We start from the raw sequence: 15,695 nt of genomic DNA on the forward strand, positions 1-15,695 counted from the left end.
AGCTGGAGCCGCGGAAACCCAACAGTCGAATGTGTCCCCGCCCCGAATCCGTCCCAGCACAGAATGCGGCGTCCGGCTCTCCGCAATTGCTGCGCGGCATGGGCCTGGGCGGCGCCATCGCCATCAACATGATCGACATGATCGGCGTTGGCCCGCTGATCACGCTGCCGCTGATCGTGGCGGCGATGGGCGGCCCGCAAGCCATGCTGGGCTGGATCGTGGGCGCAATTCTCGCGCTGTGCGACGGCCTGGTTTGGGCGGAATTGGGCGCCGCGATGCCGCAGGCGGGTGGGTCGTACTATTTCTTGAAAGAGATCTATGGCGCAAACAAGCTGGGCCGGCTGGTTTCATTCCTGTTCATCTGGCAGTTGAGCTTCAGCGCGCCGCTTTCGATAGCGTCCGGTTGTATTGGGCTGGGGCAATACGCCGGTTACCTCTGGCCGAGCTTGCGCAGCAACCTTGCCCAGGGAAACTTCCATGTGCCGGTGCCGCTGATCGGCAGGATCGAGGCCCACACGACGGTGTCGCCAGGCACGTTTGTCGCAATCTCTGCCGTGGTGTTGGCCGTGTTCCTGCTGTACCGCAACATCGCCACCATCAGCCGCCTGTCGAAGTTCCTCTGGGCCGGGGTCATTGTCACGATTGGCTGGATTATCTTCGCGGGGATCACCCACTTTAATGCCGCGCGCGCGTTCAGCTTCCCTCCGGGCGCATTTCATCTCTCGGGAGAATTCTTCACCGGCCTGGGCGCCGCCATGCTGATCGCGACGTACGATTATTGGGGCTACTACAACGTCTGTTTCTTGGGCGGTGAGGTCAAAGATCCGGCACGCAACATTCCGCGCACCATCCTGTGGTCGATCGCCGCCGTGGCTTTCATTTACATCCTGATGAACATCAGCGTGCTGGGCGTGATGCCGTGGCAAGAGCTGAAAGATACCGCCGGAACGGACACGCATTTCGTGATCTCGGTTTTCATGCAGCGGCTGTATGGACACTGGGCGGGAGTGTTGGTGACGCTGCTGATCATGTGGACGGCGTTCGGTTCGGTGTTTTCGCTGCTGCTGGGCTATTCCCGCGTGCCCTATGCCGCCGCCCTCGACGGCAACTACTTCTCGGTGTTCGCGCGCGTACACCCGAGGCATCGTTTTCCCTATGTCTCGCTGCTAGCGCTGGGCGCGGTTGCGATCGCCTTCTGCTTTCTCAGCCTGGCCGATGTTATCGCCGCGCTGGTCGTCATCCGGATCCTGCTGCAATTTCTGTTGCAGCAGGTGGGAGTGATCGTGCTGCGGCGCCGCCGTCCCGATCTGGCTCGACCGTTCCGCATGTGGCTGTACCCGCTTCCGGTTTTGTTCGCCAGCCTGGGATTTATCTACATTCTTGTGGCCCGCTCTAACTTCATGCGCGAGATCCGCTATGCCGCCGTACTGCTGGTGCTTGGCATCGCGGTGTACTTGATACGCGCCGCCAGCCGCGGCGAGTGGCCGTTGCAGAAGAAGGCCTAGAGCAATTCCAGAGTTGCCGTGGCCAGAGTTAGGATTGGGTCGCGCGATACTCCTGATCCAATGTACGCTCCGCGCGGAAAGGTCTCTGGAAACGTTTCTTCCTACCGCGCCAGATACTACGATCCCTCCATCGGCAGGTTCATCAGCGAGGATCTGATCGGGTGTGATGGCGCCATCAATTTCTACTGCGTCCAAAACCTCCCAATCAATCTGCTCAGTAGGGCATGACGCCGACTTCTTTTTCAACCTCGGGGGTGTCCACCATGACGATGGCGTCCCAAGGACAGCCGTCGAGGAAACAGCCGTCGGGGCCCTTGCTGGTGCACTTCTTGCAGCCGATGCAGAGCAGCGGATCCACCTGGATGCGGCCGAAGGGCGGATGATCTTCGTCGGGGACCCAGAACATGCAGTCTTCCACCGGACAATACTCGACGCAGGCAGGCGAGCCGGCGCATCCGGTGCAACATTCGGTGATCACCGCCAGCTCTTTGGGCTTCTTCTTGCGCGCGGTAGTGAGGCCCTTGGAACGCGGCTCGTGCTTGAGTTCGTCGGGGACCATGCCGGGGTTGGATTGCGGTTGCGTGGACATTGTCTTAGTTTCTCAGTCTGTCAGTCGATCAGTCGGCCGCTTTTGGTAAAACGCGGTGCGAATTAAGGAAAAGCAGGTCCCTCGACTCGGGCGCGCCAACCCGCCGCGCAAAACCGCCGCGGCTGGTTGATTGGCGCGTCCTCGCTCGGGATGACACCACCTAAAGAATACTGGTGGGCCCATACAAACCGTGCTGGCGCTCCAAATTATCCGGCGGCGATGTGCTCGCTGAGGGCGTTTTCGACGTCCTCAGAGGTGAGCTTTTCGCCGTCGTTGAGGCGCCGCAGGATGGAATCCACGATGTCCTTGGCCTCGTCCTTACGATAGTTCTTGATGAAGCCGTCGTAGAAATGCTCGCCGGAGAGGGCACGGTTGATCTCCCACTCCTTGTTGTTCTCGTTGAGCTCGGTGTAATAGACGACGCGGTATTTGCCGGTGTAAGCGGCTTCGCGGTAGATCTCGAACATCACCTTGTCGGATTCCATCGCCATCCGGTCAGATCCTCACCTGGGTTTTATTGTAACAAAGCGAGGGGAAGGGTCGAACTCGTCGTTGGTCCGGGATCTTGGCGTGAACGTTCAGGAGTCGGGAGTCAGCGGCTGACTCCCGACTGCTGGCTCCTGACTACTTCATTTGCGCCATGCGGCGCTGCATTTCTTCGGGCGAGACATCTTCGACGTGAGTGGCAATGGTCCACTGGTGGCCGAAGGGATCGTAGATGGTGGCGTTGCGGTCGCCATAGAACTTGTCCTGAAGATCCTGCTTCACCTTGGCGCTTTTGGCGACGGCTTTGTGGAAGACGGAGTCCACGTCCTCGACGTAGATCATGATGGCGGACGCGGTGCCGCCGATGGTCTCCGGGCTAACGGCGTTCATCTCGGGGAATTCGTCGGCGAGCATGACGTGAGAGTCACCGAATTTGATTTCGGCGTGGCCGATTTTTCCGTCGGGCATCGGGAAACGCAATACCTCGACGGCGCCGAGAACGTTCTTGTACCAGTCGAGGGCCTTGGCGGCGTTGCGGACGATCAGGTAAGGCGTAGCGGTGTGGTAGCCGGCGGGAATGTAATGAGTTTTGGTGGATGTGTTAGCCATAATCCTCCTCCCACAATGGAAGTAGATTTTATCAGAGCACGCCCAGCCGTAATATTGCTGTTGCCCGCCAGGGCGATCGGAGGCAGAATGCGGCGTCCCGCTATGAACCTTCATCGGCGACTTGTCCTATTGCTCTGTACCACGCTGCTGGCGTTGCCCACGCTGTGGGCGCAAGCACCAGCCCAGCTTGGGGAAGAAGAGATCCTGTTGCGCATGCAGCGCGTCCGCCGGGATGAGAATGTGTGCGTGCTGGTGAAGCGAAGCGGCGAGTATGAGCTGGAAAAAATCTATCCGGCGAAATCCGAGGTCTATGCCGGGAAGCTGCCTGCTACCAGCATTTCCGAATTGGAGCGGTCGCTGAATAGCGACGATCTACGGCGGCTGTCGCAACAGCAGATCAGCGCACCCCCGGCCACCGAGAGCCTGGACCAATTATTGGTTGCCATACGACGACAGGAGGGATGGCAGAAGCTGAGCTTCACCACTCCTCAGAGCCGGAAGCCGTTCGCGAATATTCTGGATCCGCTGACAAAGTGGTTTGACATGGTGGCAAGAGAGCGGCCGGGGGCGTCCAGCGTAAAGGGCGAGCCTACTCATTGTGAATCGCGGGGCGAACGCACGGTGGCCCCCGCCATTCGCGGGGCAGTCGATTCGTCGAGCCAAGTGCGGACGTCGTCCAGCAGCGGCGTGGTGGCGCCGTTTGTCATGCGGATCTCGCTGGAACACGTTGCAAATGGCTACGTGACCCGCACCTGCGCTACCGTGTATCCCGACCTCCACTACCACCTGGAACGCGGCGAGCAGAAACCTTCCTTCCAGGCGAAGCCGCGGGTTTTCGAAAGCTCGGTCACGGCGGAACAACTGAACGAGCTGCGGCGGTTGCTCGACACGCCGGAACTGAAGGCCATGGAGCACACCAACCTGCCCAACGGCATGGCGGTGCGGGAAGCCGATTTCACGGTGCTGTCGATCGCGCGCGGGGAAGGCATCCAGAACCTTGCCTTTTCGAGCTATTTCGGGATCCAGAATGACCGGCGAGACACGACACGAAACGCGGCGAATTCGCGTTACAGCACCGATGAGGACGTGAAGGCGATCAAACCGGTCCGCAAGTGGGTCAAAGATGCGATCGAAAGCCGCAAGGCGTCTGAAATCAAGAACGCCGTCGCGACCGATTGCGTTCCATAAGCAGTTCCGGCGCGCACAAAAACCCCTTCGGCCGGACGGAGGGGAGAAACGCTTTCCCGGCACTGACGTGCCGGGCTCTGAAATGTCGTCCCTGCGGGACTCGGCACCCCGCGCCTCAGTATCGGCCAAAACGCAACCTGCCGATAAAAGTTCCTAATCCCCTGCCATTTCGACCAGGTCCTGCTGACCCTGTTGGGCGCCGGCAATGGAAATCAGGTCGGCCGGCGCGGTTTCTTCGGTGCCGCAGCAACCCGCCTTGGAGCCGACGCTGGCCGCCAGCGTGAGTTCGTGGCGCAGGCGCTGCTCGAAAGCCTTGAGCTGTTCTTCCACCGTGTGCTGCTTCTGGTTGTTGCGCACCATGTCTTCGCGGTAGCGCTTGAGGAAGTAGCCGATGGTTTCGACACGGATTTTGATCGAACCGGTGGGTTTGTTCTCGTCAATGTCCTTGAAGCAGAAGTAGGGCGTGCCGGAGTGTTCGACCACTTCTTCGATCACGGTGTAGATGGGCGCGTCGTGGCCGCACTTGAAGCTGGATAGCTCGAGCGCGACGAGGTTGGGATGGCGCGCGATGTACTTGGCCGCCCACACCTTGCGGGTAGTGTTTTCCGAGTACGAGTTCTTCCAGGCGTCGGAGACGTCGAGCGGGTGCGAGATGGCGCCGGCCCTCACTTCATCGCCGAACAGCTTCCAGATGATCTCGTCGTCCAGCGGCAGCGAGTCCTGGGAGAAGATGGGATAGCCGAGCTTCTGGAATTCCTCCAGGATCTCGTGATTGATGCCGGGATCGTTGTGGTAGGGGCGGCCGAGCAGCACGATGCCGAGCTTGTCCTCGCGCTCCAGCTTTTTGAGGACCTCGCGGGCGGCGCCGCGCATGATCTCGTTGTCGAACTTCAGCATGGCTTTGAAGCCCTGCTCGATGGCGCGGAAATTCTCTTCCTCGCTCAGGCCGAGGATGTCCTTCCAGTCGTCGTACATCTGGCGGTGCGCGACCTTGGGATCGGTGAGCTCGATGAGCGTGTCCTTCCAGATGACGCCCTTTTCGGTGAAGAGATCGGATTCCTTGGTGAAGGCGGCCTTCACCGAGGCGGGCGTGGCCGTGACGGTGGGGCAGGCGCGCGAACTCTGCGTCTTCACCATGAAGGTGGGCAGCGAATCAATCATCGGGAAAAAGATGATGTCGAGCTGCTTCTTGGGGTGAATGACGTAGAGCAGGTTGTGGACGTGCGGGATGCCGACCTTGGAGGGGAAGCAGGGATCGATGGCGCCGCGCTTGGCACCCTCTTTGTAGAGCTGCTCGCTGGTGTACTCCGACCAGATGAGGTTTTCCGCCTTCACGCCCAGGGATTCGAAGTAGGCGGTGAAGAAGGGGCCGCAAGAGTACATGTTGAGCGCCTTGGGCATGCCGATCTTTAGCTCGGCGCGTTTGTTGATCAGCTCGGCGCGTTTTTTCTGGGCGGCGGTGAACTGGAGCTTGGGCAGCGGATCGGCGACAACGGGCGGCTCGAAGCTCTTGAAGGCCGCCTTGGCGGCGATCTCGACCAGGTTGGGGTTTTCCTTCTTGATGGCGTCGATGTCGCCCTTGATGACGCGCATCTCCTCGACGTTTTCGACGGTTCCCTTCTCGCAGGTGGCGATGATGAGGCGCTGGGCGCCGTCAATGAGCGGCACCTTGGTCTTGACCGGCGGCTTATAGCCGGGGTTGGGAACAGCGGTCTTGACGTCGATGAAGGTGCGCAGGCACTTGTTCTTGCAGAAGTAGCAGCGCGTGGCTTCGTTGCGCGTGGTGGTGAAAGTGATGGAGGCGACCTGGTCGAGGCCGATGAAGGTGGTCCGCTTGCCGTTCTCCCAGAGGCGCACGGCTTCGAAGGCGCAACCGATGGCGCCGGCCTCGCCGCAGTGCTGGTGGACGATGACCTCGGGCTTGATCTCCTTGCCCTTGAAGCGCGACTCGATGAAGTCCACCTGCGACTTGACGGCGGCGAGGTTGTGCTGCGTGCCGCCTTGGAGAATGAACTTCTTCCCGATGGCCGACAAGTTGGGAATCTGCGAAACGTAGAGCCAGATGTTCTTAGGCAACACGTTGCAAAGGCCGGCCATGATTTCTTCCGGCTTCCATCCCTGGCGCTGGAAGTCGACGATGTCGGATTGCATGAAGACAGCGCAGCCGTAGCCGAATTGCGGGTAGCCCTTGGCGTTGAAGGCGATGTCGGCGAATTCCTCGACCTTGAAACCGAAGCTCTCGCAGGTGCCTTGGAGGAAATAGCCGTTGCCGGCGGAACACTGGGTGTTGAGTTTGAAGTCCTTCACGCGGCCGTCGCGGAGGATGATGATCTTGATGTCCTGGCCGCCGACGTCGCAGATGACGTCCGCGTCGGAATAGAAATGGAGGGCGGCCTGAGTGTGAGCAACCGTCTCGACCAAGGCGACATCGGCGCCGACGGCATCCTTGAGGATGTCCTTGGCGTAGCCGGTCGTACCTACACCTAACACTTTAAGTATTGCCCCTTGATCGCTGACCTGTTGGGCTACTTTGGCGACGACTTCCTGAGTATCCTCGATTGGATTGCCGCGCGAAAGCTGGTAAGTCTTGCACAGGACGTTGCGGTCCTTATCGACGAGGACGGCCTTGGTGGAGGTGGAGCCGCCGTCAATGCCGATGAAGCCTTCGACCACCTGTTGTGGCCGGAAGGTGGCAGGGACAAATTTCTTTTTGGTGTAGCGGCGCTTGAAGTCGTCGAGCTCCTCGGGACTCTTGGCGAGGGCCTGCGCGCCACCCTTCTTGGCTTTTTCCTGGGCGCGGCCTTCGGTGATGTACCACTCCAGCTTGTCGTAGCCAAGATAGACGCCGACGCCGGGGTCTTCCGACTTGCCGAACTCGACCGCGCCAATGCAGGCGAAGTACTGGGCATTATCGGGTGTGGTGATGAGGTCTTCGGGATTGGCGCCCTCGGGCAGCGGGTAATTGCGTTCTTCCCAAATCTTGGGAATGTTGACCTTCCAGCAGTCGCTCATGCCCTTGATGTAGCAGTTGGGGCCGCCGAGCAGCAGGACAACCGGGCGCAGCGTGTTGCCGCGGGTCAAGACCGAGAGATTCTGCTGCACGATGGACTCGAACAGCGAGGCCATGAGCTCGTCGGGAGGCACGCCCTGCTTTTGCAGGCCGTTGATGTCGGTCTCGGCGAATACGCCGCACTTGCCGGCCACCGGGTGCAGCTTCAGGCCCTTGTAGCCCATCTGGCAAAGCTGGTCGGAGGGAATGCGGAGCTTGGCGTTGATCTTGTCAATGACGGCGCCGGTGCCGCCGGCGCACTTGTCGTTCATCGAGGGCAGCTTCTTCTTTTTGCCGGTCTCGGGGTCTTCCTTGAAGATGATGATCTTGGCGTCCTGGCCGCCAAGCTCGATGACCGAGCCGCACGCGGGGTAAAGCTTCTCCACGGCGAGGGAGACGGCATTGACTTCCTGCACGAACTTGGCGCCGATGTGCTTGGCGATACCCGAGCCACCCGAGCCCGTAATGAACACGCGGATATTGTCTACCGGCGTGTTGGGGAAATCGGCGGAGATGGCCTTGAGCATCTCGATCGCCTTTTCGGGCTGCTTGGTTTCGTGGCGCTGGTAGTCCGCCCACAGGATGGTGTCGGTGTCGCCGTCAATGATGACGACCTTGACGGTGGTGGAACCGACGTCAAGGCCCATCCAGAGCTGGTCGTATTTCTTCGTGGAATCCGCTTTATCGGTAAGTCCGGGCATTTGTCCTCGTCAGTGTTTCGTGCGACGGTTATCGGTCTATCAGTCCGTCAGTCGATCAGTCCGTCAGTCGCCCAAGAGCTGACGGACTGAAAGACTGACAGACTGACCGACTACTAATGCGACATTTGGTCTCTCGCTCTGTCGGTCTATCAGTCGATCAGTCGCTTAGCGCTGAGCTGGCGGGCTGAAAGACTGACAGACTGACCGACTACTAATGCGCTTCCTGGTGGTACGGAACGCTCGCGCCCATCTTCTCGGCGACGTGGACAGCAAAGTTCGGCGCCGTGCCGATCACGCCCTTGTACTTGGGCACCTTGTAGAGCGCAGTCGACATCTCCGGATGCGCGTCCACGTAGGTGCGGAGTTCGTCGGCCGACTTGCCCAGTTTTTCCAGCACTTCTTTGAATTCCAGCTTGGCCTTGGCTTTGGCCTCTCCGAGGGCCATCTGAACGCGGCTGTGGGCGTTGATCTCGCCTTCGCCGGAGGTTTCGATGGGCAGGAAGATCATGTCCTTGTAGTGGGCGACGACCGCGGACTGCGCGCCGTCGGACTGGGTGGAGGGCATGCAGCCGAAAGGCTTGAGCGAGAGCACCATGTGGCAGAGCTCTTTATTGGAGTAGTAAATGTTCTTGGCCACTTCGAGGTGGCCTTCACCGCCCCCGGCGCGCGAGTTGTAGTAAGGGTGGCCGAGGCGCTGGAGCTCGTACTGGTTGACCAGCCGGTGGGCGGTGCCGCCGAGGGCGTCGATGATCTTGTGGTACTCGCGGGAGAAGATGACCTCCGCCACTTTCAGCTTGGCGAGCTTGTTGCGGTAATTCATCTCGATCTTGGCGTGCTTGTCGAGACGCCACGCCGGAGGCATGACCGCGCCGTCTTCCAAGCCCTTCGTGTCGCGAATCTTCTGCACCACCTGGTGGATCATGTACATGATCCAGGTGCCGACGGGCTCGACGATAATCTGCGCGCCCTCGCGCACCAGGAATGGGAACATGTTGAAGTTGCCGTCACCCTCGGTGGTCTGGGCCCAGAATTCGCCGGTAATCTTGACGATCGGCTTCACCTTGAGGCGATCCACCTTGATCGAGTTGAAGCGGTCGCGGACGTGGTTGAGGGCGCTGACGTAGTCGTCGCTGTAAAGCTGATTGAGGAATTTGCCGACGTACTCGACCGTGCCCTTCATGGGGATGTTCTGGCCGAGCTTGCCGAGCGCGCCTTCGATGGACCATGGCGACTTCTTCTTTAAGACCTCGTGCATGTAGTCGATGCACTCGTCGAGGACGGCGTCGGTTTCGCCGGCATTGGCCTCAAAGGGACGAATCTGGTGCGCGACTTCGTTGATGACGTCGCCCATGTTCATGGCATTAAGGAGGTTGAGAAAGAAGTCGAGGTTCATGGCGAGGCCGGCTTCGGCTTCGCTCTGATTGAGGCCGCCGGACTGCTGGAAGAGCATGACGCGGAAGCCGTCGAAACCAGCATTGCGCAGGGCGAGGCGGTACTCGGCCTCGTACATGCCGAAGCGGCACGGCCCACAGGCGCCGGCGGTGAGGAAGATGTAGTGGTTGAGCAGGTCTTCGCGCTTGACGCCGGATTCCTCCAGCTTCTGCAGGTACTGGACCAGGTTGCCGACGGTGAAGTAGGTCGGGTTGCACTGGCCGTTGTTGCCGTACTCCTTGCCGAGCTGAAAGGCCTTGACGTCAGGAACGGGCACAACCTCGCAGCGGTAGCCCAGTCCCTCAAGCGCGCCGTGGATGAGCTTCTCGTGTTTCCAAGTCAGGCCGCCGAAAAGCAGGGTGGTCTTGGGACGCTCTTCCTTGGTGAAGCCGCGCTCGATGGGCTTGTGGAAGTGGTGCACCTGCTTGTGGACCACGCCGGCCTCTTTTTCGAGGCGGGCGCGCTCCTCGGCAACGCGCTCGCGGATCATGTCTTCGAGCGATGAGATCTGCACCAAGCCTTGACCGCTGGTAGGAATCTGCGTTGATGTGCTCATTTCCTCACCTTTTCCCCAACCGGGTAGTGCCGGAATTGCTGGTTGCCATCCTCGGGGCAACACTGCGGCGAGAACCATTCTGCGGGTCAGAATTGGGAACGAAGAATGGAATTTGTCGAACGGGGGAAAATCGCGGTCAAGCGGCGGAGTTGGGTGGCGAGCGGAGCGGCGCCTTCGGCTTTTCAGTAAGTTACGGACGAAATTGTGACATAACGCACATTTGGGTGATTAGTCTGTCAGTCTGTCGGTCGGTCAGTCGCTGACTGGTAAATGCGCAACTGGCGAACTGAAAGACTGAGAAACTGGCCGACTGAAAGACCCTCCCTTCTGCTACACTGGCCGCCTCTCACACGGCACTTATGAGGAGCTTTTTTATGCCAAAGAGCGTCAATAAGGTCATCTTGATTGGACACCTCGGCAAAGACCCCGAGGTCAAGTACACGCCGAGCGGCACGCCGGTGGCCAAGTTCAGCCTGGCGACCAACGAGCGGTACAAGGATAAAGACGGCAATTGGCAGGACCGCACCGAGTGGCACAACATCGTGGCGTGGCAGCGCACGGCGGAGGTTGTCGGCGAGTATTGCAAGAAAGGCAGCCAGGTGTACATCGAGGGCCGGTTGCGCACGGATTCCTGGGACGACAAGGAAACCGGACAGAAAAAATATCGTACCGAGATCGTGGTCAACGACCTGGTGCTGCTGGGCGGACGCGGCGGCGGCGAGGGCGGCGAGGGCGGAGGACGACCGCGGGGAGCGGCAGCGTCGAATATGGATCAGCGGACACCCGAACCCGACGCGGCGGCGGGCACGCAGATTACGGATGCGGATATACCATTTTAGAAGGCAGCCGCTGGCCATTGGCGATTGGCCGTTGGCTGAGTAGGGGTGTCGCAGCCTTGGTGCGCGCGCCAGACCCACTTGTGAGGTGCTCTGAGCACGGTTCGCACCCGCAAGACGGGCTACAAGTGGGTGGAGCGGTTCAGCGACGAGGGGCGGGAGGCACTTTGCTCAATAATGATTTGTCACTTTGAATGATTTGTCACTTTGAAGGATGCAAAGGGTCCGCTGCGCCCAGTCGAGGAACCGACGAGCTGCTGTTCTCCGCGAAGTGCTTGCGAATCGCGAGCAGATACGCGAAGAAGGCCAGGCCGATGATCCAACCGCCATAAACTCCGTACTTGACGAATGGCATCATGCGCGAGATTTCGGTTTCGCCATATCCCATACGCTGATACATCTGCAGCAGGCTCGTGCGCGACATGGTCACAAGTGTGGATAGCCAATTCAACAAAAGCCAGGCCACGGCCGCTTTCCAGGCCAGCGAGCGCTGATGGTACAGGTTCCAGGCGAGCCAAGCGCTCACAATCCCCATTACCACAGCAGCCAACCACGCGGCCCAGCCAGTCACAAAGCCGCCGAACAACGGGAGGGCGGGTCGCACAGCCACGGCGAACGCGCACGATATAGCTCCGAATCCAAAGAACACGGCAACAATCACTACCCCTAACGGCTTGCGGCGTCCGGCGGGCACTCCGGGACGTTCACAGGTTGCCTTTACGTTCTTGCCGCTGTAGAAGAGCAGAAATATGCCGGGCAGCAAGATGAAGAAGAGGCCGAGGATGGAATAGATCACGATGCGCGTGACCGTCTCCATATTGTCGGGCATGGCTGCTTTGGCCTGCAGCCGCATGCTGCGCGTGATCATGGGCATGATGAGAATCAACATCGCCATCGCAAGCACGCCGATGCCAAGCCATGCCCAACTCACCACCAGCATGGCAAGCCGTGCCCAGCGGCGCGCTTGGGCACTTCCGATGCCAACGGCGACAAAGAAGACAGCCAAGAGGCCGTAAAAAATCGCAACCACCGTTAGCCCGGAGCGGGCATCCGCCGGAGGTTGGGAGGCTGTCGGCACGTACCACAGGGCAAATGCCGTCAATGCAATCAGCATTAGCAACACGCATCCCATCAGAATTTCAATGATTCCGAAAAACGTGAGCCACCCACGGCGGTTCTTATAGGCAGCGGGGGCAACGACAGGGTCGATTTGATCGCTCATAGGTATCCAAACCAAACAAGTGTGGAAGTCGGTATTGTTGCGCGAAACTGCAGGTTCGACACAAAGAAATAGGACGTAGGGGCGAGCGCGATCCGCGGCGGCTGAAAGCTGATAGCTGCGAGCGGGGAGCTAAATGCTAGAATGCCGCGCCATGGACGAGATGGCATTCCGGCGGCGCGCCGATGCGGCGATGGAATCGCTGAAGCAATCGTTGATCGAAGCCGAAGACGACGCCGACTTCGAGGTGGAAGACCAGGCGGGCGCGCTGCACATCAGTTTCGCGGAGCCGCCGGGGCGGTTCGTGATCTCGCCCAACACGCCGGCGCGGCAGATCTGGATTTCGGCGCTGTCCACCAGCTTCAAGCTGAACTGGAACGATGACCAGAACGATTTCGTGCTGGCGAAAAGCGGCGAGGGGCTGAAGCCGCTGGTATCGCGGCTGATGAACCAGCAGTTGGAGTCGGAGGCGATTGATCTGGACTAGATTGTCGGTTCACGGTTTTCGGTTGTCGGCTTTCAATCGTCCCTACGGGACTTCCCTTCTGTTTGCAATTGCTCCCGGCACTGAAGTGCCAGGCTATTGTCAGTCGTCTCTACGGGACTTGGAAGTGCCGGGTTATTGAATCGGGCGACGATGTGGTGATCCTGGAAGGGAAGGCGCTCGATTTTCATGTGTCGCTACGCGACCGGTGCCGGCCTTCAGCCAACAATCGGGGAACCGAAAGGCGGCCGACTATCGACCATCGATTGATACCGAGAACCGATCACCGGCAACCGAAAACCGCGAGCAAAGTGTGCGCAATCTGCTGAGCTGGGCACGTGCCCTGCTGATCTTCTGGCCCTACATATTTCTGGTCACCGTAACCCTGGAACCGATTTCGCTGCTGGCGGGCGTGCTGGACAAGAGCGGCCGCGCGCGGCACACGGTGGTGAAGCTGTGGTCGGCGATCATCCTGAAGGTGGTAACGCGGGCCACGGTCAGCGGACTGGAGCGGATTGACGCCAGCAAGCCGCGCCTGTACGTCGCCAACCATCTTTCCGCAATGGACATTCCCCTGCTCTACCGACACCTGCCGTTTCCGTTCCGCATCATGGCGCACCGTCTGGTGTTTCGCGTGCCGCTGATCGGGTGGTGGCTGCGAAGTTCGGGGGCGCTGGAGATTGAGCCGGGAAATTTTGCGCTGACGCGGCGGGCGCTGCGTGAGGCGATCAAGACTTTGCAACGCGGCATGTCGCTGGTGGTGTTTCCCGAGGGCGAGCGCGCGCCCAGAGGCAAGATGCTGCCGTTTCGCCGTGGAGCCTTTTATGTGGCGGTGAAAGCACAGGCCGACATTGTGCCGATGGCGATTCTGGGAACGTATGAGGCGCTGCCGCTGGGCTCGGTGCACATAAGGAGGGTGGCGCTGCAGTTTGTGGTCGGCGATCCGATTGCGGCGGCGGAATACACGTTGAAGGACCTGGACGCGCTGGCGGAGCATGCGCAGAGTGTGGTGAGGAAGATGTACGAAGCGGCGGGCAGTCGGTAGTCCGTAGCCGGTAGTCGGGGCTACCAGCTACTTCTTCGTCCAAATCCAGTGGCTCGCGGTCAACGGATATTTCTGCATCGGCCCGGCGCCAACTCCATCCAAAGGTAGTACTTTGGTGCACTTGCCGGGACGAGTGCCGGCAAGTATAAGTAAAATGCCTGCTATACTTCGAGCAGCTCACGGTGAGGGACAACGCTCGCACTTCAGCCGCACCGTAAGGACTTACATCACCATGCTCCGAGGCTCTCGCCGCTCCCTTCTGCTGGTCGTCCTGGTCATTCTGGCTTGCGGGTTTCTGGGCGCGCTATTTGGACAGCGTGTCGGGATGGCACAGCCGTCGTCGGACGGCGAGGTGCGCTCAGGCCTGCGCACCTTCTCCAATGTGTATGACGTGGTCGAACAGAACTACGCCGAGCCGGTCAACCCGGACAAGGCCATCTACAACGGCGCCATCCCGGGCATGTTGCGGGTGCTCGATCCGCACTCCAACTTTTTCGACCCGAAATCGTATGGGTTGCTGCGCGAAGAACAGCGCGGCAAGTACTACGGCGTGGGCATGCAAGTGGGACCGCGGAACAACAAGGTCATCGTGCTGATGCCGTTCGTGGGGACGCCGGCGTACAAGGTGGGCATCCACCCCGGCGACGTGATCGCGGCGGTAGACGGCAAGCCCACCGACAACCTGAGCACCAGCGAAGTCGCCGACATGCTCAAGGGACCCAAGGGCACGCAGGTGCGGATTACCATCCTGCGCGAAGGCGCGCCCAAGCCGATGGAGTTCACGGTCACGCGCGATGAGATTCCGCGCTACAGCGTGGACTTGCACTTCCTGATCCGGCCGGGGATCGGCTATCTGCACGTTACCGGCTTTCAGGAAACTACCGACAGAGAAGTTCAGGACGCGCTCGACCAGTTTGGCGAGCTCAAGGGCCTGGTACTCGACCTGCGGCAGAATCCGGGCGGGCTGCTGAGCGAAGGCGTAGGCATGGCGGACAAGTTCCTGCCCAAGGGCGCGGTGATCGTATCGCACCGCGGGCGCTCGTCGCCGGAGAAGGTTTATCGCGCCAGCCGAGGCAATGGCGGCAAGAATTACCCGATTGTGGTGCTGGTGAATCGCGGCACCGCGTCGGCCGCGGAGATCGTTGCCGGCGCCATCCAGGATCACGACCGCGGGCTGGTGGTAGGCGAGAGCACCTTCGGCAAGGGCCTGGTGCAGACCGTGTATCCACTGTCGGAAAACACCGGCCTGGCACTAACTACCGCCAAGTACTACACGCCGAGCGGACGCCTGATCCAGCGCGACTACAGCAGCATCTCGCTCTACGATTACTACTACCAGCGCGACAACGGCGAGGAAACCGGAAACGCCAATCGCGAAGTGAAGATGACCGACAGCGGCCGCACGGTGTATGGCGGCGGTGGCATCTCGCCGGACGTGAAGATCCCGGCCATCAAGAGCAATCACTTCCAGGACACGCTGCTGCAGCACTACGCCTTCTTCAATTTCGCCAAGCATTACCTGCTCAGCCGGCACATCGCGAAAAATTTCGAGGTGGACGAACCGGTGATGCAGGAATTCCGCTCCTTCCTGAGCGAGCAAAAAATCCCCTGGACGGAAGCCGACCTGGCACAGGTGAGCGACTGGATCCACGCCAGCATCAAGAGCGAGATGTTCATTGATGAGTTCGGCCAGATCGAAGGGCTGAAGGTCCGCGCCGAGGCCGATCTCCTGGTGCAGAAGGCGCTGGACCTGCTGCCCAAGGCTAAAGAACTCGCCGACAACGCGCGGCGCATCATCGCCGACCGCAGCAGCGCACGCGCCGCCGCGGGTAATAACCGCTAAGGCCCTAAGCAGAGGCTAGCAGCCCGTGGTGCAAGTCTGGATTCGTGAGCGGAAAGTACTGAAGTATCCACAGGCATAGTTCGTAGAATGTCGCGCATGTCGATGGGGACGCGCAAGCAGCGGGAGAAGCAAGAGGACATCTGGATTGCGCACA

13 protein-coding genes are annotated in these 15,695 nt (G+C 60.1%); 7 read left to right on the plus strand and 6 right to left on the minus strand.

Annotation, left to right across the window (positions count from 1 at the left end; translation table 11 throughout):
• Window positions 1–29 precede the first annotated feature (29 nt).
• Together LAN64_18425 and LAN64_18430 are read left to right on the plus strand one after the other, a co-directional pair.
• A complete protein-coding gene (locus LAN64_18425) occupies window positions 30–1,505 on the plus strand; it encodes an APC family permease (protein MBZ5569809.1) in 1,476 nt (491 codons plus the stop codon).
• A gap of 60 nt (window positions 1,506–1,565) precedes the next feature.
• Entirely contained in the window at window positions 1,566–1,733 is a 168-nt protein-coding gene (locus LAN64_18430) for a hypothetical protein (protein ID MBZ5569810.1), read from the plus strand.
• Here LAN64_18430 and LAN64_18435 read toward each other — a convergent pair.
• From LAN64_18435 to LAN64_18445, 3 genes are all read right to left on the minus strand, one after another.
• On the minus strand, window positions 1,720–2,064 hold the full coding sequence (locus LAN64_18435; protein ID MBZ5569811.1) for a 4Fe-4S dicluster domain-containing protein: 345 nt from the start codon (window positions 2,062–2,064) through the stop codon (window positions 1,720–1,722). The genes LAN64_18430 and LAN64_18435 overlap by 14 nt on opposite strands.
• Window positions 2,065–2,300: 236 nt before the next feature.
• A complete protein-coding gene (locus LAN64_18440) occupies window positions 2,301–2,585 on the minus strand; it encodes a hypothetical protein (protein MBZ5569812.1) in 285 nt (94 codons plus the stop codon).
• 133 nt (window positions 2,586–2,718) lie between these two features.
• Window positions 2,719–3,189 carry a VOC family protein gene (locus LAN64_18445; GenBank protein MBZ5569813.1) on the minus strand — a complete coding sequence of 157 codons (471 nt, stop codon included), beginning with the start codon at window positions 3,187–3,189 and terminating at the stop codon, window positions 2,719–2,721.
• Between the two features lie 87 nt (window positions 3,190–3,276).
• Here LAN64_18445 and LAN64_18450 point away from each other — a divergent pair, with 87 nt between their 5' ends.
• Complete coding sequence (locus LAN64_18450) at window positions 3,277–4,377, plus strand: hypothetical protein (GenBank protein MBZ5569814.1); 1,101 nt, start codon at window positions 3,277–3,279, stop codon at window positions 4,375–4,377.
• A 153-nt stretch (window positions 4,378–4,530) separates the two neighbouring features.
• Here LAN64_18450 and LAN64_18455 read toward each other — a convergent pair whose 3' ends face one another.
• Both LAN64_18455 and LAN64_18460 read right to left on the minus strand, forming a co-directional pair.
• A complete protein-coding gene (locus LAN64_18455; GenBank protein MBZ5569815.1) occupies window positions 4,531–8,127 on the minus strand; it encodes an acyl-CoA dehydratase activase-related protein in 3,597 nt (1,198 codons plus the stop codon).
• Window positions 8,128–8,338: 211 nt separating this feature from the next.
• Window positions 8,339–9,958 (minus strand): activator of (R)-2-hydroxyglutaryl-CoA dehydratase, encoded by a 1,620-nt coding sequence (locus LAN64_18460; GenBank protein MBZ5569816.1) that lies wholly within the window; start codon window positions 9,956–9,958, stop codon window positions 8,339–8,341.
• Window positions 9,959–10,488: 530 nt separating this feature from the next.
• On the opposite strand from LAN64_18460, the gene LAN64_18465 reads away from it, so the two are divergent.
• Window positions 10,489–10,953: a single-stranded DNA-binding protein gene (locus tag LAN64_18465; GenBank protein MBZ5569817.1), complete on the plus strand. Its 465-nt coding sequence runs from the start codon at window positions 10,489–10,491 to the stop codon at window positions 10,951–10,953.
• A gap of 199 nt (window positions 10,954–11,152) precedes the next feature.
• Here the strand turns inward: LAN64_18465 and LAN64_18470 are convergent, their stop codons facing one another.
• Window positions 11,153–12,172, minus strand: coding sequence for a hypothetical protein (locus LAN64_18470; protein ID MBZ5569818.1), 1,020 nt, complete (start codon window positions 12,170–12,172; stop codon window positions 11,153–11,155).
• A 151-nt stretch (window positions 12,173–12,323) separates the two neighbouring features.
• On the opposite strand from LAN64_18470, the gene cyaY reads away from it, so the two are divergent.
• The 3 genes from cyaY (at window position 12,324) to LAN64_18485 (ending at window position 15,541) form a co-directional block, all read left to right on the plus strand.
• The gene (gene cyaY, locus LAN64_18475; GenBank protein MBZ5569819.1) at window positions 12,324–12,656 is read left to right on the plus strand and encodes an iron donor protein CyaY; all 333 of its coding nucleotides are present in this window, start codon (window positions 12,324–12,326) and stop codon (window positions 12,654–12,656) included.
• A gap of 310 nt (window positions 12,657–12,966) precedes the next feature.
• Window positions 12,967–13,698: a 1-acyl-sn-glycerol-3-phosphate acyltransferase gene (locus LAN64_18480; protein MBZ5569820.1), complete on the plus strand. Its 732-nt coding sequence runs from the start codon at window positions 12,967–12,969 to the stop codon at window positions 13,696–13,698.
• 232 nt (window positions 13,699–13,930) lie between these two features.
• Window positions 13,931–15,541, plus strand: coding sequence for a S41 family peptidase (locus LAN64_18485; GenBank protein MBZ5569821.1), 1,611 nt, complete (start codon window positions 13,931–13,933; stop codon window positions 15,539–15,541).
• The last annotated feature ends 154 nt before the right edge of the window (window positions 15,542–15,695 follow it).

The organism is Terriglobia bacterium, assembly GCA_020073185.1.
Classification (GTDB): Bacteria; Acidobacteriota; Terriglobia; order Terriglobales; family Acidobacteriaceae; genus JAIQGF01.